Below are 19352 nucleotides of genomic sequence, written 5' to 3' on the forward strand. Positions count from 1 at the left end.
GGAAGGTTTAACCTTCATAACAGTTAGCGAAAAGCGTTACTCCGGTCAACAACTGACCAGTTCATTATACGGGAGTTTTGTTATGTCTCACACTATTGACCTGACGCTGGACGGCCTCTCCTGCGGCCACTGTGTCAAACGCGTTAAAGAAAGCCTGGAACAGCGTCCTGATGTTGAAAGCGCTGAGGTGACTATCGACCATGCCGCCGTGACCGGCAGCGCCAGCGCGGATGCGCTGATCGATACCATTAAACAAGCGGGTTATGGGGCGGAGCTGAGCCACCCAAAGGCTAAACCGCTGGCAGAGTCATCATCCCCGTCGGAAGCACTGACAGCGGCCACTCCTGAGCTTCCGGCAGCGGATGATATTGATGACAGCCAACAGCTGCTGATCAACGGTATGAGCTGCGCCAGCTGCGTCTCCCGGGTACAAAATGCCTTACAGGCGGTACCGGGCGTCGCACAGGCACGGGTAAACCTTGCGGAGCGTACTGCGCTGGTGATGGGCAGTGCCTCCGCCGCAGAGTTAGTGCAGGCCGTGGAGAAAGCGGGCTACGGCGCAGAGGCCATCGAAGATGATGTCGAACGCCGCGAGCGCCAGCAGGAAACGGCTATCGCCACCATGAAGCGCTTCCGCTGGCAGGCGATTGTCGCCCTGCTGGTGGGGATCCCGGTGATGGTGTGGGGCATGATGGGTGACAATATGATGGTCACCGCCGACAACCGCACGCTGTGGCTGGTGATTGGTCTGATTACCCTTGCGGTCATGGTGTTTGCAGGCGGGCATTTCTATACCAGCGCCTGGAAGAGCCTGAAAAACCGCACCGCGACGATGGATACGCTGGTCGCACTCGGTACCGGCGCGGCGTGGCTCTATTCAATGAGCGTTAACGTCTGGCCGCAGTGGTTCCCGATGGAAGCGCGCCATCTCTATTATGAAGCGAGCGCGATGATTATCGGCCTGATTAACTTAGGCCATATGCTGGAAGCCCGCGCCCGTCAGCGCTCCTCCAAAGCGCTGGAACGATTACTCGATTTAACCCCACCGACGGCCCGCGTGCTCACGGACGAGGGGGAAAAAAGCGTCCCGCTGGCGGAAGTGCAGCCCGGCATGACGCTGCGTTTGACCACCGGCGATCGCGTGCCCGTTGACGGCACGATAACCCAGGGCGAAGCCTGGCTGGATGAAGCGATGCTGACCGGGGAATCCATCCCTCAGCAGAAATCCGACGGCGATGCCGTCCATGCCGGCACGGTCGTTCAGGATGGCAGCGTGCTGTTCACCGCCAGTGCGGTTGGTAGCCATACTACGCTGTCGCGTATTATCCGAATGGTGCGCCAGGCTCAGAGCAGCAAGCCGGAGATTGGCCAGCTTGCTGACCGAATCTCGGCCATTTTTGTGCCGGTGGTGGTCGGTATTGCCCTGCTGAGCGCGGCGATCTGGTATTTCTTCGGCCCTGCGCCACAGATTGTCTACACCCTGGTGATTGCCACCACGGTGCTGATTATTGCCTGCCCATGCGCGCTTGGCCTGGCCACGCCGATGTCCATTATCTCCGGCGTAGGCCGTGCCGCCGAGTTTGGCGTGCTGGTCAGGGATGCGGACGCACTGCAGCGGGCCAGTACGCTAGATACGCTGGTGTTTGATAAAACCGGCACGCTGACCGAGGGGAAACCGCAGGTTGTGGCCGTGAACACCGCAGGCATCGCGCAGGAGGACGCGCTGCGTCTCGCCGCCGCGCTGGAGCAAGGCTCCAGCCACCCGCTGGCGCGCGCCATTCTCGAGAAAGCGAATGCTGCGGCCCTGCCGCAGGTCAGTAACTTCCGCACGCTGCGCGGGCTCGGTGTCAGCGGTGAAGCCGAGGGGCATACGCTGCTGCTGGGTAACCAGGCCTTGCTCAATGATAATGGTATTGATACCGCGGCGCTGGAAAGCGAACTGAAAGCGCAGGCATCTCAGGGGGCAACCCCGGTTCTGCTGGCGGTGGATGGCAAAGCCGCTGCCCTGCTGGCCGTGCGCGATCCACTTCGTCAGGACAGCGTGGATGCCCTGGCGCGTCTGCACCGCGCGGGCTATCGCCTGGTGATGCTGACCGGGGACAACCCGACGACGGCAAACGCTATTGCGAAAGAAGCCGGTATTGATGAAGTCATTGCAGGCGTTCTGCCGGATGGCAAAGCGGATGCGATTAAGAACCTGCAACGCCAGGGACGTCAGGTGGCGATGGTGGGCGACGGCATCAACGATGCCCCGGCGCTGGCCCAGGCAGACGTCGGTATCGCCATGGGGGGCGGGAGCGATGTTGCCATTGAAACCGCCGCCATCACGTTGATGCGCCACAGCCTGATGGGCGTTGCCGACGCGCTGGCCATTTCAAAAGCCACGTTGCGCAACATGAAGCAGAACCTGCTGGGGGCGTTTATCTATAACTCACTCGGCATCCCGATTGCTGCCGGTATTTTGTGGCCGCTGACCGGCACGCTGCTTAACCCGGTGGTTGCAGGTGCGGCGATGGCGCTCTCCTCCATCACCGTGGTGAGCAATGCCAACCGCCTGCTGCGCTTTAAACCGAAGGATTGAACCTTGTACCCGTACGCGCTAGCATGAACCTTTCCGTTCATGGAGCGCGTATGGGCCTGTTTAATCGTATAAAAACATCGTTTCGCGCCCTCTTTCCCCGCCGCTATGCGTGGCCCGGCCTTGATATCTCCCTGCCGGGCGGTCAGCACCTGCATCTGGTCGGCAGCATCCATATGGGTACGCAGGATATGTCACCTCTGCCCCCCGGCCTGATAAAACGGCTGAAGCGCGCCGACGCGCTGGTCGTCGAGGCGGATATTTCGGGCCAGGAGTCACCGTTTGCCGGGCTTGAAAGCGATCTGACCCTGGCGGAACGTCTGGACGAAGCCCAACTGGCGGAACTGACGCGCGTCGCCGATGAAACCGGCGTGTCGCTCTCAATGATTGACGCCCTGCCGCTCTGGCAAATTGCGATGGTGCTACAGGCCACGCAGGCGCAGCGACTGGGTCTGCGCGGTGACTACGGTATTGATTACCAGCTGCTCAATCTGGCAAGAGCGCGCAATCTGCCCATCATTGAACTGGAAGGAACGGACAGCCAGATTGCGCTCCTGCGTCAGCTTCCGGACGACGGCCGCATGCTGCTGGATGATACGCTGACCCACTGGCACACCAACGCACGTCTGCTGCAAACCATGATTGGCTGGTGGCTGGATGCGCCGCCAGCAGACGGAAAGCTGGCGCTGCCGTCAACGTTCAGCGAATCGCTGTATGATGTGCTGATGAATGCGCGCAACAATGCCTGGCGAGAGACGCTGCATGCATTACCTGCCGGGGAATACGTGGTTGCGGTCGGGGCGTTACATTTGTACGGAGAAGGGAATTTGCCGTCGCTGCTGAAATAAAAAAATGGCCAATATCTCTATTGGCCCGTCAAAGAGGAATTTCATCGTTTTTATTATGCCGAAGGAGACCTTCGGTTGAGCCGATTGTCGCTCAAAGTGACCATCACTGCCAATACTATTGCGCAAGATGGTGCTATTTTTTAGACAAACGTCAGGCGTATGCTGTTGGCATGATTTGTCTGTCGTAAGAAGGATAGCTATGACTCCCGCCGTTAAATTACTCGAAAAAAACAACATTTCTTTCCGGATCCACACTTACGATCACGATCCGAATGAAACCAACTTTGGCGACGAAGTGGTGCGCAAATTGGGGCTGAACGCTGACCAGGTCTATAAAACGCTGCTGGTTGCGGTGAACGGCGATATGAAACATCTCGCCGTGGCGGTCACGCCCGTCGCCGGACAGCTCGATCTCAAGAAAGTGGCGAAGGCGCTGGGGGCGAAAAAGGTGGATATGGCAGATCCGATGGTTGCGCAACGGACCACCGGCTACCTGGTGGGCGGGATTAGCCCGCTGGGGCAGAAAAAACGCCTGCCGACGCTGATTGATGCCCCTTCGCAGGAATTTGACACGATCTATATTTCAGGCGGCAAACGCGGGCTGGATATCGAGCTGGCGGCGGGCGATCTGGCGAAAATGCTGGACGCGAAGTTTGCGGATATTGCGCGCAGGGATTGAGAAAATTGCCCGGTGGCGCTGCGCTTACCGGGCCTACGATTCGCATGTAGGCCGGGTAAGACGAAGCCGCCACCCGGCAAAATACCAGACTACTGCCAGCTCACCTCACCCTTCGGCTCATACGCGTTCACGTCAATCGGTGAATTCTGCTCGATGTACTGCTTCAGCACTTCCGCATCAATAAAGCCGGTATTCACATAGCCCGGTTTACTATCAATATGCGGATAACCGTCGCCGCCGGTGGCGTTAAAGCTCAACGTCGCCAGACGGTAGGTTTTTGCCGGGTCGACCGGTTCGCCTTTGATCTTCAGATCATTCAGCTTGCCGTCTTTTGCCACAAAACTGACGTTGGCAAACTGCGGATAGGCCCCGGAATCCGGCTTCATCTGCGCGACGGCGGTCAGGTAGTCAATCGCCTCTTTGCCGGTCATGTCGGCATAGACCACTACGTTACCAAACGGCTGCACCTTCAGGACATCCTTGTAGGTGATATTTCCGCCTTCAATAGAGTCACGAATGCCGCCCCCGCTCATCACGCCAAAATCAGCACCGGTGCGCGCCATTTGCGCCGCCAGCACCAGGTGTCCCATGTTGGTCTGCACGAAGCGGACTTTACTGCGGTCCCCCTCCAGACGACCATTAAGCGTGCCGATTTTCACGTCCAGCTGCGCTTTGCCTTTATTCTGGAACGGTGTCAGCAGGGAGAGCATCTGCGGGTTCTCAGCGATCTCTGGCGTGTAAAGTACGCGCTCACTTTTCCCGTCCGGGTAGGTCACTTTCTTCTTCAGGTTGACCGGAATGAGCTGGTAGTGCACCAGTTTCATCTCGCCGTTACGGAACTCAAAGTCCGCCCGGCCCACGTATTTACCCCATTCGTGGGCCTGCACAATCCAGATACCGTTCTGACGGTCCGGCGCACACGGCGTGCCCGGCACGTAATCCACCTGTTTTTTATTCTCCGATGCCATGCACACCGGATCCTGTGAGTGACCACCCACAATCATGGCCAGTGACCCTGCAGGCAGGCTGCGCGCCATCTCCACGTCGCCGGGTGCATTGGAGCCGTGCTCACCGTTGTCGTAGTGCCCCATGTGCGTGGTGGCGATAATCACGTCCGGCTTTTCGTTCTGCTGCAGTTCCTGAATCACCAGCTTCGCTTCGTCTGCCGGTTTGCGGAATTCAATATCCGTAAAGAACTCGGGATTGCCGATTTTTGCCGTATCGTCGGTGGTTAAGCCAATGACTGCGATCTTCAAATCCTGACGCTTAAACAGCGCCCAGGGTTTGAACAGCCGTTCGCCGGTGCTTTTCTGGTAAATGTTGGCGGAGAGGAAGGGGAATTTGGCCCATTTTTCCTGCTGACGCAGCACCGTCAGCGGGTTATCAAACTCATGGTTACCGACGGCCATCGCGTCGTAGCCAATCAGATTCATGCCACGGAAATCCGGCTCGGCATCCTGTAAATCAGATTCCGGCACGCCGGTATTAATATCACCGCCTGAGAGCAACAGCACGCTGCCGCCCTGGGCTGCCACCTCTTTGCGAATGCCGTCCACCAGCGTTTTTTGCGCCGAGAGACCATATTCGCCATATTCACTGCGCCAGAAATGACCATGATGATCGTTGGTATGCAGAATGGTGATTTTATAGGTTTTATCTTTTTCATACGCCTGCGCGGGCAGGCTTACCAGACCCCATGCGGCGATGAGCGCCAGCGCGACGCCCCGCTTCATTAACTTCATCTTCTCTCTCCCTGACCAATAGACAAAGGCAAAAATTACAGTGACTCACAATAATAGACAAATAAGTTTTCAGAATTGCGACTTTCTTCAAATGTCCCGGGCGGGTATGTTAGTCGGATAATAATTACACCCTGCATCTCTAATAACAAAACAACGTGGTATTTATGGCAATCAGCGAATCAACCCCGGCGTCGCCGCCAAAATCGCGCACCTCTTTTAAGGTATTAGGCGCAATCAGTCTTTCGCACCTGCTCAACGACATGATCCAGTCGTTGATTCTGGCAATTTATCCGCTGCTGCAGTCCGAGTTTTCGTTAACTTTCGTGCAGATCGGGATGATCACCCTCACCTTCCAGTTGGCTTCCTCGCTGCTACAACCAGTGGTGGGCTACTGGACGGACAAATACCCGATGCCGTGGTCGCTGCCGATTGGCATGTGCTTTACCCTGAGCGGTCTGGTATTGCTGGCGATGGCTGGCAGCTTTGAGGCGGTGTTGATTGCTGCCGCGCTGGTGGGTACCGGGTCGTCCGTCTTCCACCCTGAGTCCTCACGCGTGGCGCGTATGGCCTCCGGCGGCCGCCACGGGCTGGCGCAGTCACTTTTCCAGGTCGGCGGTAACTTTGGCAGCTCCCTCGGCCCCTTGCTGGCGGCGGTGATTATCGCCCCGTATGGCAAAGGGAACGTGGCGTGGTTTGTGCTGGCCGCACTGCTGGCGATTATCGTGCTGGCGCAGATCAGCCGCTGGTATGCCGCTCAGCATCGCGTAAATAAGGGGAAACCTAAAGCGAAGGTTATCAATCCCCTGCCCCGGAATAAGGTCATTCTGGCGGTTTCCGTACTGCTGGTGCTGATTTTCTCGAAATACTTCTACATGGCAAGCATCAGCAGCTATTACACCTTTTATCTGATGCAAAAATTCGGATTATCGGTACAAAATGCGCAAATCCACCTGTTTGCCTTCCTTTTCGCGGTTGCTGCCGGAACGGTTATTGGCGGGCCGGTGGGCGATAAGATTGGCCGGAAATATGTTATTTGGGGCTCTATCCTCGGTGTCGCGCCGTTTACCCTTATTTTGCCGTATGCCAGCCTCGAATGGACGGGCATTTTAACCGTGATCATTGGTTTTATCCTCGCCTCGGCATTTTCCGCCATTCTGGTCTATGCCCAGGAGCTGTTACCGGGCCGTATCGGTATGGTTTCCGGACTCTTTTTCGGTTTCGCCTTCGGTATGGGCGGGCTTGGTGCAGCGGTGTTGGGGATGGTCGCGGATCACACCAGCATCTTCCTGGTTTACAAAATCTGTGCTTTCCTGCCACTTCTGGGGATGTTGACCATATTCCTGCCTGATAACCGTCACAAAGCGTGAATTACAGGTAGCCAAAGTAAAACTTTGGCTACCTTCCCCCCTTGTGCCATAAGGGTTTCCTCTCCATCCCTGACCTGAATTTATCAATATGCGCTTTTTTACGCGCATATTGCCGTTTTATTCAAACTTCAACAATTATTCATAAACATAAGGGCAAAAATTGTCATAAACTATTACCTGGTCTTTTGGTATTCACGCCAAAAATGGAACACTCACCGCGAAAGGAGACGGAATGCACCACGCCACACCGCTTATCACCACCATTGTTGGTGGACTTGTGCTCGCTTTTATCCTTGGCATGATTGCCAATAAACTGCGTATTTCTCCTCTTGTCGGCTATTTATTAGCGGGGGTTCTGGCGGGACCGTTTACGCCAGGTTTTGTCGCGGATACCAAGCTGGCGCCTGAGCTGGCGGAATTAGGCGTGATTCTGCTGATGTTTGGTGTTGGCCTGCACTTTTCCCTGAAGGACCTGATGGCGGTAAAGTCGATCGCCATACCTGGCGCGATCGCCCAGATAGGGGTGGCGACGCTGCTGGGGATGGCGCTTTCGGCCGTGCTGGGCTGGTCGTTGATGACCGGTATCGTATTTGGGCTGTGTCTCTCAACCGCCAGTACCGTGGTGCTGCTGCGCGCGCTTGAAGAGAGACAGCTGATAGACAGCCAGCGCGGGCAAATCGCGATAGGCTGGCTGATTGTGGAAGATCTGGTGATGGTGCTGACGCTGGTGCTGTTGCCTGCCGTCGCCGGAATGATGGAAAAAGACAACATCGGCTTCGCCTCGCTGGCGCTGGATATGAGTATCACCATCGGTAAAGTGGTGGCGTTTATCGCCATCATGATGCTGGTGGGCCGTCGTCTGGTGCCGTGGATCCTGTCCCGCAGCGCGGCGACCGGCTCCCGCGAGCTGTTTACGCTTTCCGTGCTGGCGCTGGCGCTGGGGATCGCTTTTGGCGCTGTTGAACTGTTCGACGTCTCCTTTGCCCTGGGCGCGTTCTTCGCCGGAATGGTGCTGAACGAGTCTGAGCTGAGCCACCGCGCCGCGCATGACACCCTGCCCCTGCGTGATGCCTTCGCCGTGCTGTTCTTTGTCTCCGTCGGCATGCTGTTTGATCCGATGATTCTGGTTCAGCAGCCGCTGGCCGTGCTGGGCACGCTGGCGATCATTATCTTCGGTAAGTCGCTCGCCGCCTTCTTCCTGGTGCGGATGTTCGGCCACTCCCCGCGTACGGCGCTGACGATTGCCGCCAGCCTGGCGCAGATTGGTGAGTTCGCCTTTATCCTCGCGGGTCTGGGTATGGCTCTGAACCTGCTGCCCCAGGCCGGGCAGAATCTGGTGCTGGCGGGGGCAATTCTGTCGATTATGCTGAACCCGGTCCTGTTTGCCCTGCTGGAAAAATACCTCGATAAAACCGAAACGCTGGAAGAGCAGACGCTGGAAGAAGCCATCGAAGAGGAGAAGCAGATCCCGGTGGATATCTGCAACCATGCGCTGCTGGTCGGCTTTGGTCGCGTGGGCAGCCTGCTCGGTGAGAAGCTGATGGCGCAGGGCATTCCGCTGGTGGTGATTGAAACCTCACGCACCCGCGTTGATGAACTGCGCGAGCGTGGTATTCGTGCGGTGCTGGGCAATGCGGCCAACGAGGAGATTATGGCGCTGGCGCATCTGGACTGCGCGCGCTGGCTGCTGCTGACTATTCCGAATGGCTATGAAGCGGGCGAGATTGTAGCCACCGCGCGTGAGAAATGCCCCAATATTGAGATTATCGCCCGGGCGCATTATGACGATGAGGTGGAGTACATCACCGAGCGCGGTGCGGATAAGGTAGTGATGGGCGAACGTGAGATTGCGAACACGATGCTGACGCTGCTGGCGAAACCGCCGGTTGAAGAGGCTGCTACGGGGTACGATTTTTGCGGTCTGATGCCCTCACCCTGGCCCTCTCCCACGGGGAGAGGGAACAAACACTAAAAACGGCAACCGGGTTGCCGTTTTGCTTTTACCTGTCCCAATAAGCCTCTTCGAGGCTGTCTTCCCGTTCCGGCAGGCCACGCGTTAAGCGCGGTGAATGCTGGTTCAGCACCTGATAGCTCACGCGGTTCGCGTACTTACACACCTGCGCCAGCGACGAATAGGTCAGCCAGTTGAACTTGTGTTTGCTGGAGTTGGGTACGTTGGTTTTGTGGTAGGCATTGGCGGTAATGTCGTGCAGCAGTGCTGCCAGCGCGCCGTCACCCGCCCCGTTGGTGTTCATGATCTTCTCCGGTCCGCCCATATAAGGCGCAATGTGGGAGTAGATACGCAGCGGGTTGAGGCAATCTTTATGGCGCATACCGCGGCTGAACTCGTACTGGTTGAACTCGGCAATCGCGCCAGGGAGCAACGGGTGCTGGGTTTTGCGTTTGCTCTCTTCTTCCGTAAAGCCCGCCATATAGAGCCCGACGGGGCCGGCAGTGCAGAGCACCAGATCCACCCAGTCCAGCGCTTTGTCAGAGGCCAGCAGCGGATCGCTCTCACCGGTGAGCGCTTCGGCCTCTTCTTCGTTCATCGCCAGAATTGAGACGTGCTCTTTCAGGAACGCCTGCCACCACTCGGGGTTATCGGCAATCACGAATTTGGTGCCCAGCGTGAGAACCACCGGCACATCGTACTTTTTCGCGTACTCGATCGCTTTCATGGTCGCTTCCGGCATCGGCTCGCCCGGCTTGCAGCGTACCAGATAGGAGGTCAATACCAGCGCAGAGGCACCCGCAATCACCGCTTCAGGAATACTCTCGGCGCGCAGCTTATTCATATGGCCAGGGCTGATGGCAAACGTACGCTCCCCGGACTCGCCGATCAGCGTGAAGCAGCGGCCAATCGGCCCGTTAACGCCCTGAAGATAGTTCAGATCGGTACGGCTGGAGGTGTTGCACAAATAGCGGTAGGCATAACCACCGATTTCAATGTTACTGCACATCACGCCGAGCAGTACCGAGCGGTCATCGGCCAGCACGGAGTAGTTGTGCATAGTGTTACCGATGGTCCCCCCGGCAAACTGATGGGTAATGAGATTTTCACGCACCAGCTCCTGGTACAGCGCTTCGGCAACGTCGTCTTCGATCACCAGTGAGTGACCGGCGCTCAGACCATAACGGGCGACAAACTCATCATCCACTTTCGCTTCAATGTCCACCAGCGTCTGGTCGATACCAACGACCCAGGCGGCGCTGGTTTCATTTTCAGGCTGGATTTGCTGCAGGAGCGGATCGCGCGCATCAACGGGAAAGTAGTGTTTGGATTTACGTTTACCGGGAAATTTCATGGTCTGAACTGTATGAAGAATATGGGCCGGGAATGGTAGCACAAACCCGGCCTGGAGTGCGATCAGCGGCTGTTCGTCACCAGCGAGACCATCATGTCAATATGTTCAGGCGAGTCGTTAAGCGCCGGAATGTACTCGTACTTTTCGCCGCCAGCCTCAAGGAAAAATTCCCGGTTTTGCACCGCGATCTCCTCCAGGGTTTCCAGGCAGTCCGCCGAGAAGCCTGGCGACATCACCTGAATGTGCTTAACCCCCTTCTCGCCAAGCATTTTGAGGGTTTCATCGGTGTACGGTGTCAGCCACGGCTCGCGACCGAAGCGCGACTGGAAGGTCATCATCACTTTTTCCGGCGGCAGGCCGAGGGCGGAAACCAGCTCACGGGTGGTATCGCGGCAGCGCTGCGGATAATCATCCCCTTCGTTGGCGAAACGCTGTGGGATCCCATGATAGGAGAGCAGCAGCAGATCCGGCTCGCCGTGCTTTTCAAACGACGCGCGCGCGCTGTTGGCAAGCGCCCTGATGTAGAGATCGTTATCGGCGTAATCGCGAATAAAGGTCACGCCAGGAATGCGGCGACGGGTCGCCAGAATGCGCGCCAGCTCGTCCCAGACGGCGGCCACCGTCGAGCAGGAGTATTGCGGGTAGAGCGCCAGCACCACGATATGGTCTACACCCTGCGCCAGCAGTGATTCCACCGCGCTTTCCAGGGACGGTTTTCCGTAGCTCATGCCGAGCGCGACGGGCATATCCGGCAGGCGGGCGGCCAGCGCTTTTTCCTGACGACGGCTGTAAACCATCAGCGGCGAGCCCTCCTCCATCCAGACGGACTGATAGAGTTTGGCGACGCGCGGAGAACGAATCGGCAGAATCACGCCACGCAGCAGCGGCCACCACAGCAGTCTCGGGAAATCCACAACGCGCGTGTCGCTTAAAAATTGTCGCAGGTAGCGTTTTACCGCGTCTGATGTAGGTGCTTCTGGAGTGCCCAGATTGGCAAGCAGGATGCCGGTTTTCGCCTGACTCATTCACGCCTCTTAACCATTTGATAGGTTGTCAATTGTAGCGGAAATGCGTTTAAACGAAACCCATTGCTGTAATAGGTAAGGTGAGAATATTTCTCACCCGGGGACCCGGGTGAGAGGCGCGCGATTAGCCGAGAATTTTTTCCAGCTCTGCACGTACGTCAGCCACGGCTTTGGTGCCGTCGACTTTGGCGTATTTGGTGTTACCCGCCTGCGCTTCTTTGGTGTAGTAGCCGATCAGCGGCGCGGTCATCTGATGGTATTCCACCAGGCGTTTACGCACGGTCTCTTCCTGATCGTCTTTACGGGTGGTCAGCTCTTCGCCGGTCACGTCGTCTTTACCTTCAACCTTAGGCGGGTTGAATTTGATGTGGTAAACGCGGCCAGAAGCAGCGTGTACGCGACGGCCAACGATACGGTCAACGATCAGCTCGTCCGGTACGTCGAACTCGAGAACGTAGTCCACGTTGATGCCCGCTTCTTTCATGGCGTCAGCCTGAGGAATGGTGCGTGGGAAGCCGTCCAGCAGGAAGCCGTTACGGCAATCTTCCTGAGCAATGCGCTCTTTGACCAGCGCAATAACCAGCTCGTCGGTTACCAGCTTGCCTGCGTCCATGATGTCTTTCGCTTGTTTACCCAGCTCGGAGCCAGATTTTACAGCGGCGCGCAGCATGTCACCGGTGGAGATTTGCGGAATACCGTATTTCTCCATGATGAACTGAGCCTGAGTTCCTTTACCCGCGCCCGGAGCGCCAAGCAGAATAATACGCATTGCGAAAATCCCCTCAAATGTCGTTTCAATTTTTCAAAAGCGCTAAACAATACCACCAGAACGGACATCGCTCAAGGAAGGCGGGAAGGCTGAAACGGTTAACGGGGGGAGATAATTTGGGTGAGTGCGGTCTGGGCCCTCACCCCGGCCCTCTCCCACGGGGAGAGGGAGAAGACCAGGGGAGGCGTGGTCAGTTACGCCAGAAGCAGCGCATTCACACGTTTAATGAACAGGTTAGGGTCTTCCAGCGTGCCGCGCTCGGCCAGCAGGGACTGATCCAGCAGCAGCTCAACCCACTCGGCAAAGCGTGCTTCGTCCTGGGTATCCGCCGCGCGTTTCACCAGCGGATGATCCGGATTAAGCTCAAAGATATATTTCACTTCCGGCACCGCCTGGCCCGCCGCTGCGAACAGCTTCGCCATCTGAGTGCTCATTTCGTCGGCATCGGTCGTGACAATGGCCGGGGTATCGGTCAGACGGTGAGTGAAACGTACCTCTTTCACACGGTCACCCAGCAGGGTTTTCACGCGCTCAACGAACGGCTCCAGCGCCTTCTCGGCTTCTTTCGCGCTTTCATCTACCTCATCCGCCAGCTTGTCGATGGACTCATCGGCTTTTGCAACCGACTGGAATGCTTTACCGTCGAACTCGGTCAGGTAGTTCATCATCCACTCGTCGATGCGGTCAGACAGCAGCAGCACTTCGATGCCTTTCTTGCGCAACAGCTCCAGGTGCGGGCTGCTCTTCGCCGCCGCGTAGCTGTCGGCGGTGATGTAGTAGATCTTCTCCTGCCCTTCTTTCATGCGGGAGACATACTCTTCCAACGACACGGTCTGCGCGGAGGAGTCGGTGTGCGTGGAGGCGAAGCGCAGCAGCTTAGCAATGGTTTCAACGTTTGCGGTGTCTTCTGCCGGGCCTTCCTTCAGCACCAGGCCAAACTGTTTCCAGAAGGTCTGGTATTTTTCCGCATCGTCTTTCGCCAGTTTTTCCAGCATCTGTAGCGCACGTTTGGTCAGGGCGTTGCGCAAGTTACGGGTGACGGTGCTGTCCTGCAGGATCTCGCGGGAGACGTTGAGCGGCAGATCGTTAGAATCGATCAGGCCGCGCACGAAGCGCAGGTAGTTCGGCATGAACTGCTCGGCGTCGTCCATGATGAAGACGCGCTGCACGTACAGCTTCAGGCCGTGCTTGTGATCGCGGTTCCACATATCCCATGGGGCCTGCGCCGGGATGTACAGCAGGCTGGTGTACTCCTGCTTCCCTTCCACGCGGTTGTGGCTCCAGGTCAGCGGGTCGGTAAAGTCGTGGGCGATGTGCTTGTAGAACTCGTTATATTCGTCGTCTTTAATTTCAGACTTGTTGCGCGTCCACAGCGCCTGCGCCTTGTTGATTTTCTCCCAGGAGACCACGGTTTCGCCGTCTTTCTCTTCCTGTTTTTCAATCTCAACCGGCAGAGCGATGTGATCGGAATATTTGCTGATGATGGAGCGTACGCGCCAGTCGTTCAGGAAATCATCTTCCCCTTCACGCAGGTGCAGGGTGATTTCAGTCCCGCGGTCTGCTTTGGTGATGTCGTCAACGGTGTACTCACCTTCGCCTTTGGATTCCCAGAGCACGCCGTTCTCCGCGCTGTCGCCCGCCGCACGAGTACGCACGGTGACTTTGTCCGCCACGATGAACGCTGAGTAGAAGCCCACGCCGAACTGACCGATCAGCTGGCTGTCTTTCGCCTGGTCAGAGCCCATGGACTCAAGGAACGCTTTAGTGCCGGATTTGGCGATGGTGCCGAGGTGGTCGATCACCTCGTCGCGGTTCATCCCAATGCCGTTATCAGCGATGGTCAGGGTACGGTTCTCTTTATTGAAAGAGACGCGCACGCGCAGCTCGCCTTCGTACAGATCCGGGTTAGACAGCGCGCGGAAGCGCAGCTTGTCCGCCGCATCGGAGGCGTTGGAAATCAGCTCACGCAGGAAGATTTCTTTGTTGGAATACAGGGAATGGATCATCAGGTGCAGAAGCTGTTTTACTTCTGACTGGAAACCACGGGTTTCTTGTCCTTTCATCTAAGTCGACCTCAACAATGCCATTTAATGGGGTTGTAAAACGTTGAGTGAGAGATGGGGATAAGGGAGAGAAATTTCAAGCGGAGGCCGCGAACGCAGCCTCCGCTTGGTCAGAAAATAATCTTGTGACGCCCGGCCAGAGAGTGCGACAGCGTGGTGCCGTCCACCATCTCCAGCTCACCACCCACCGGCACGCCGTGGGCGATGCGGCTGGCGTCAACGCCGTACTGTGAGCACAGCTCGGCGATGTAGTTGGCGGTTGCTTCCCCTTCCACCGTTGGGTTGGTGGCGAGGATCACCTCTTTAATCGTTTCGGACTCAAGACGCTGTTCAAGGCGGTCAAGACCGATATCGTCCGGGCCGATACCGTCCAGCGGGGAGAGATGCCCCATCAGCACGAAATAGCGGCCGGAAAACTGCCCGGTTTGTTCGATGGCATAGATGTCCGCCGGACTCTCCACCACGCAAATCTGACCGTTCTCCTGACGACGCGGATTCGAGCAGATGTTACACACATCCTGCTCGGTAAAGGTGCGGCAATCCGCACAGTGACCAATTTCTGACATCGCGCGGGTCAGAGCCTGCGCCAGGCGCATCCCGCCGCTGCGATCGCGCTGCAAAAGCGTGAACGCCATGCGCTGCGCCGACTTCGGGCCAACGCCCGGCAGGCAGCGCAGAGCTTCCATTAACTGCGTGAGCAGCGGACTGGTTTGCATCAGAATGGCATCTTAAAGCCCGGCGGCAGCTGCATACCGCTGGAAACAGAGGCCATTTTCTCTTTCTGGGTTTCGTCGATACGGCGCGCAGCATCGTTAAACGCGGCAGCAACCAGATCTTCCAGCATCTCTTTGTCGTCTTCGAGCAGGCTTGGGTCGATTTCAACGCGACGGCAGTTATGCGCACCGTTGATGGTCACCTTGACCAGACCGGCACCGGATTCACCCGTGACTTCCATCTGAGCGATCTCTTCCTGCATCTTCTGCATTTTTTCCTGCATCTGCTGAGCCTGCTTCATCAGGCCACCCAGACCGCCTTTTCCACCAAACATAGGCTTCTCTCTTCTTTCACGTTTAAGGATTACAACCGTAAGTCAGACTCACGATCAAATGGGGCGAATACTCTCTTCATCCAGATCGGCGTCGAAGAACCGGCGCAGGGTCTGAATGTTGTTATCCGCAATAATCGCCTCGCGCGCCTGCGCGAGTTTCTCTTCATAAATGGCCTGGCGCCACTCAAGCGGCGTTTTCACTGCCGGATTATCATCTTCAATGATAGTCAATTCAACCGGCGCACCCTGTAATGTGGCGAGCGCCTCGGCCAGCGCCTTTTGCGCGCCTGGCGAATTCAGGTGTCGCTGACCAGGACGCAGGTGTAAACGCACCTGATTACCGTCCCGCTCTTTCCAGGCGTTCAGCGCAACCTGCTCGACCAGCTTCGGCAGCTGGAGTTTGCTGACCTCAGCGGCCCAGGCATCGCGGGCAATAGATTCTTCTGCGAGCTTCGCGGAAAGCTCCGGCGTTTTCTCATGCTCCAGCGCCTTTTTCAGCGCTTTCGGCGTAGCGACCTCTTCCTTTACCGTTTCGACAACGGTGGTCGCCTTCCAGCGGTATGCCTCTTCTTTCGCCGGGGCTTTCTGCTCGAGCGCGGACGGTGCCGGGCGCGACTGTACGCGCTCCGTTACCGAGGCCAGTCGTTCAAGCGCGGCGTTGTTCACCGGCCGCGCTCTTCCTGGCGCTGCCGGTTCACTCTTTTTTGGTTTGGTTACTCCCTGCGCACGCTGCAGCTGACTGCGAGCGGCAAGCACCGAACTGGTGGCATCCGACAGCGGCACGTTTTGCGGCGGCGGTGTCGGCTGCGGTGGCACCTGCTGAGGTGACATCACCGCCGTTGGGGCGACCGGGGCGAAAGACTGCCGCGGCGCTTCCGGTTCCGGCAGCGGCATGCGCGGGTGGAACGCCAGCGCGCGCAGCAGCGTCATTTCTACGCCCATCCTGGGATCCGGCGCGAACGGCAGCTCTTTACGACCAATCAGCAGAGTTTGGTAATAAAGCTGTACATCGGCAGGCGGCACGGTGCGGGCAAGTTCACGCATCCGCTGTTCAATGGCGGCCATATCTGCGCCAATTGCCGACGGAGAAAGCTGCAGCATCGCCACGCGGTGCAGCAGGCTGAGCATCTCAACCAGCAGCGCTTCCCATTCAATCCCCCGGCCAGCCGCAGCATTGACCAGCGTCATGACGCGTTCACCGTTGGCGGCAATCATCGCTTCGATGAGTGAAAGCGCCTGATCGTCATCCAGCGTACCGAGCATGGTACTGACTGCTTCGGTAGAGAGCTTACCGTCACCGCTGGCAATTGCCTGGTCGGTCAGGCTTAACGCATCACGCAGGCTGCCGTCCGCTGCACGCGCCAGCAGTTGCAGGGCGCGCGGCTCATGGACGATCTTCTCTTCATCGAGAATGTGTTCGAGCTGGGCGCGGATCTGTTCTACGTCCAGGGCCTTCAGGTGGAACTGCAGGCAGCGGGACAGAATGGTGACCGGCAGCTTTTGCGGATCGGTCGTCGCCAGCAGGAATTTCACGTGCGCGGGCGGCTCTTCCAGCGTTTTCAGCAGGGCGTTAAAGCTGTGGCGCGACAGCATGTGCACTTCATCGATCAGGTAGACCTTGAAGCGACCGCGCGCTGGGGCGTACTGTACGTTGTCCAGCAGATCGCGGGTATCTTCCACTTTCGTGCGCGAGGCGGCGTCGATCTCGATCAGATCGACAAAACGCCCCTGCTCGATCTCCCGGCAGTTATCACACACGCCGCACGGCGTGGCGGTGATCCCGGTTTCGCAGTTGAGACCTTTCGCCAGCAAACGGGCAATTGAGGTCTTACCGACGCCGCGGGTGCCGGAGAAAAGATAGGCGTGATGGATGCGACCTAGCGACAAGCCGTTCGCCAGGGCCGTCAGCACATGCTCCTGACCGACAACGTCAGCAAAGGTTTGTGGTCGCCATTTACGGGCTAACACCTGATAACTCATGGGCAGGCTCTGCAACGCTGGAAGGTGAATTTATGGAGGGGAATGCTATCACAACCTCACCCATTGAGCGAGGTTGTGAAAACCGGGATTAATGACCCGGGAATGGCACCAGGCTGTAGCTGGTAATGCCCTGTTTTTCCAGGCGCTGTTCGCCGCCGAGATCGAACAGGTTAATGATGAACGCCGCGTCGGTCACTTCACCACCCAGACGACGGATCAGCTTCACGGTCGCTTCGATGGTGCCGCCGGTCGCCAGCAGATCGTCCACCACCAGCACTTTGTCGCCAGGCTTGATCGCATCAACGTGGATTTCCAGCTGATCGGTGCCGTACTCCAGCTCGTAGCTCTCTGCGATGGTTTCACGCGGCAGTTTGCGCGGTTTACGCACCGGCACAAAACCCACGCCCATTGCCAGCGCAACCGGTGCGCCAAACAGGAAGCCACGGGCTTCGGTACCTACTACTTTGGTGATCCCGGCGTTTTTATAACGCTCGACCAGCAGTTCAATGCTGAGCGCGTACGCTTTCGGGTCTTCCAGCAAGCTGGTGACATCACGGAAAAGAATGCCAGGTTTTGGATAGTCCTGGATGCTTTTGATGCTGTTTTTCAGATATTCAAGCTGCTGTGCAGTTGCGGTCATCGGTTTGTGCCTAAATGAAACAGTGTTACTCACGACGCGCAACGGAGTGGGTAAAGGTAACAATCGTTTAACCTTTAACCAGGCGCGCCTGTGCTCGAAAACGGTCGAATTTACTGGCTGTACGCAATAATTGCAACAGCCATTATGAGGCTTCAGTGCTTTTGTTGCTTTTCATCAACCACGGGGATCCGCCACATGAAGATAAGCAGGCAGGTCAGAATGATCAGCAGCAGGATCCGCACCCACATCATTTTCACCAGCCATAATGAAATAGCAAAGGTAATGAGGATCACCGCAATCGCGCGCGGCTTCGCGCCGGGCGGCATGGCACGGTGTTTTTGCCAGTGGCGCAGGTAGCCACCAAACCATGAGCGATAAAGCAGCCAGTGGTGAAAACGCGGCGACGAGCGGGCGAAGCACCAGGCTGCCAGCAGGATAAACGGCGTGGTGGGCAGTAAGGGTAAAACCACACCCAGTGTACCCAGCACTACCGCGAGCCAGCCAATGATGATTAAAATAGTACGCTGCATAATGCGAATCGTTATCAAACTGAACGGCTACTTTACCACTGGAGAGCGTTTTGAAAACAGCCTTGCTTCTGGAGACGCTGCAAAAACAGTTGACCACCCTGCGAGCAGAGGCCACCCCTCTGCTGGGGCACGCCACGCTGAAGCCGCGCTTTGATCGGCAGCTTTTTCGTACCCGCAGTACGGTCATTCAGGATTACCTGGCTGAGGCGCAGACCCGCCTTGACGAGCTTTGCCATGCGGTTGAAAGTGAACAGCAGGAACAGGTGGCGTGGCTTGCAGAGCATCTCACTGAGCAAATCACCGCCCTGCATCGCGAAATTGCCGCCTGGCCGCTACGCGCCTGGGACAGCGGCTCGCCCGGACTCGGCAAATGGCAGCGCAAGCGGCTGGAGAATCAGGAGTTTGAACGCCGACTGTTTGAGATGAAACGTGAGCGCGAAGTGCGGCTGAATAACAGCGAAACGCTGGAAGAACAGCAATTATTGATGCGCGAGATTAGCGCCCTGGAAGGCCGCATTGTGCGCTGCCGTCAGGCGCTGGATGAGATTGAACGCGTCATTGAACGTTTGACCCGCTAACAGGAGCCACACCCATGTCACTGGAAAATGCACCCGATGAGGTCAAACTGGCCGTCGATTTAATTATGCTGCTGGAGAATCATGATATTCCCGCCGAAACGGTGCTGAAAGCGCTGGCGATTGTGCAGCGGGATTTTGAAGGAAAGGTGAAGGCCAGTAGCCCTCACCCTAACCCTCTCCCACAGGGAGAGGGAAAATAG

The 19352-nt window shown here is 57.2% G+C and carries 16 protein-coding genes, 1 pseudogene and 1 other annotated feature; of the genes and pseudogenes, 7 read left to right on the plus strand and 10 right to left on the minus strand.

Annotation, left to right across the window (positions count from 1 at the left end):
* Positions 1-82: 82 nt before the first annotated feature.
* From copA to ybaK, 3 genes are all read left to right on the plus strand, one after another.
* On the plus strand, positions 83-2581 hold the full coding sequence (gene copA, locus ACOTXR_RS07195) for a copper-exporting P-type ATPase CopA (RefSeq protein ID WP_058690573.1): 2499 nt from the start codon (positions 83-85) through the stop codon (positions 2579-2581).
* A 50-nt stretch (positions 2582-2631) separates the two neighbouring features.
* Complete coding sequence (locus tag ACOTXR_RS07200) at positions 2632-3426, plus strand: TraB/GumN family protein (protein WP_058690572.1); 795 nt, start codon at positions 2632-2634, stop codon at positions 3424-3426.
* A 199-nt stretch (positions 3427-3625) separates the two neighbouring features.
* On the plus strand, positions 3626-4105 hold the full coding sequence (ybaK, locus tag ACOTXR_RS07205) for a Cys-tRNA(Pro)/Cys-tRNA(Cys) deacylase YbaK (RefSeq protein ID WP_014882819.1): 480 nt from the start codon (positions 3626-3628) through the stop codon (positions 4103-4105).
* A gap of 89 nt (positions 4106-4194) precedes the next feature.
* On the opposite strand, the gene ushA is transcribed toward ybaK, so the two are convergent.
* Complete coding sequence (ushA, locus tag ACOTXR_RS07210) at positions 4195-5847, minus strand: bifunctional UDP-sugar hydrolase/5'-nucleotidase UshA (RefSeq protein WP_045269147.1); 1653 nt, start codon at positions 5845-5847, stop codon at positions 4195-4197.
* A gap of 164 nt (positions 5848-6011) precedes the next feature.
* On the opposite strand from ushA, the gene ACOTXR_RS07215 reads away from it, so the two are divergent.
* Together ACOTXR_RS07215 and ybaL are read left to right on the plus strand one after the other, a co-directional pair.
* On the plus strand, positions 6012-7214 hold the full coding sequence (locus ACOTXR_RS07215) for an MFS transporter (protein WP_023332256.1): 1203 nt from the start codon (positions 6012-6014) through the stop codon (positions 7212-7214).
* Between the two features lie 232 nt (positions 7215-7446).
* Positions 7447-9120, plus strand: a pseudogene (gene ybaL / locus ACOTXR_RS07220) (YbaL family putative K(+) efflux transporter); the annotation flags it as partial.
* Between the two features lie 94 nt (positions 9121-9214).
* Here the strand turns inward: ybaL and ACOTXR_RS07225 are convergent.
* From ACOTXR_RS07225 to ACOTXR_RS07265, 9 genes are all read right to left on the minus strand, one after another.
* On the minus strand, positions 9215-10519 hold the full coding sequence (locus tag ACOTXR_RS07225) for an inosine/guanosine kinase (RefSeq protein ID WP_023336829.1): 1305 nt from the start codon (positions 10517-10519) through the stop codon (positions 9215-9217).
* Positions 10520-10581: 62 nt separating this feature from the next.
* Positions 10582-11544: a ferrochelatase gene (gene hemH / locus ACOTXR_RS07230; RefSeq protein WP_058690571.1), complete on the minus strand. Its 963-nt coding sequence runs from the start codon at positions 11542-11544 to the stop codon at positions 10582-10584.
* Between the two features lie 124 nt (positions 11545-11668).
* The gene (gene adk, locus ACOTXR_RS07235; protein ID WP_006809841.1) at positions 11669-12313 is read right to left on the minus strand and encodes an adenylate kinase; all 645 of its coding nucleotides are present in this window, start codon (positions 12311-12313) and stop codon (positions 11669-11671) included.
* Positions 12314-12507: 194 nt separating this feature from the next.
* Positions 12508-14376, minus strand: a complete 1869-nt coding sequence (htpG, locus tag ACOTXR_RS07240; protein WP_078309381.1) for a molecular chaperone HtpG — start codon at positions 14374-14376, stop codon at positions 12508-12510.
* A 110-nt stretch (positions 14377-14486) separates the two neighbouring features.
* The gene (gene recR / locus ACOTXR_RS07245) at positions 14487-15092 is read right to left on the minus strand and encodes a recombination mediator RecR (RefSeq protein WP_014882812.1); all 606 of its coding nucleotides are present in this window, start codon (positions 15090-15092) and stop codon (positions 14487-14489) included.
* Positions 15092-15424, minus strand: coding sequence for a YbaB/EbfC family nucleoid-associated protein (locus tag ACOTXR_RS07250; protein WP_014882811.1), 333 nt, complete (start codon positions 15422-15424; stop codon positions 15092-15094). Before ACOTXR_RS07250 ends, recR begins: the two co-directional genes overlap by 1 nt.
* Positions 15425-15478: 54 nt before the next feature.
* Complete coding sequence (gene dnaX, locus ACOTXR_RS07255) at positions 15479-17404, minus strand: DNA polymerase III subunit gamma/tau (RefSeq protein WP_058690569.1); 1926 nt, start codon at positions 17402-17404, stop codon at positions 15479-15481.
* Positions 16085-16149, minus strand: a sequence feature (DnaX frameshifting element). It overlaps the preceding gene by 65 nt.
* 88 nt (positions 17405-17492) lie before the next feature.
* Complete coding sequence (gene apt / locus ACOTXR_RS07260; RefSeq protein WP_000127359.1) at positions 17493-18044, minus strand: adenine phosphoribosyltransferase; 552 nt, start codon at positions 18042-18044, stop codon at positions 17493-17495.
* Between the two features lie 152 nt (positions 18045-18196).
* The gene (locus tag ACOTXR_RS07265) at positions 18197-18574 is read right to left on the minus strand and encodes a DUF454 family protein (protein WP_023332251.1); all 378 of its coding nucleotides are present in this window, start codon (positions 18572-18574) and stop codon (positions 18197-18199) included.
* 50 nt (positions 18575-18624) lie between these two features.
* On the opposite strand from ACOTXR_RS07265, the gene priC reads away from it, so the two are divergent.
* Entirely contained in the window at positions 18625-19152 is a 528-nt protein-coding gene (gene priC, locus ACOTXR_RS07270) for a primosomal replication protein N'' (protein WP_058690568.1), read from the plus strand.
* A 14-nt stretch (positions 19153-19166) separates the two neighbouring features.
* Positions 19167-19352, plus strand: a complete 186-nt coding sequence (gene rsmS / locus ACOTXR_RS07275) for a pleiotropic regulatory protein RsmS (RefSeq protein WP_014882807.1) — start codon at positions 19167-19169, stop codon at positions 19350-19352.

The organism is Enterobacter cloacae complex sp. IR53030 (assembly GCF_049238365.1).
Taxonomy (GTDB): Bacteria; Pseudomonadota; Gammaproteobacteria; order Enterobacterales; family Enterobacteriaceae; genus Enterobacter; species Enterobacter kobei.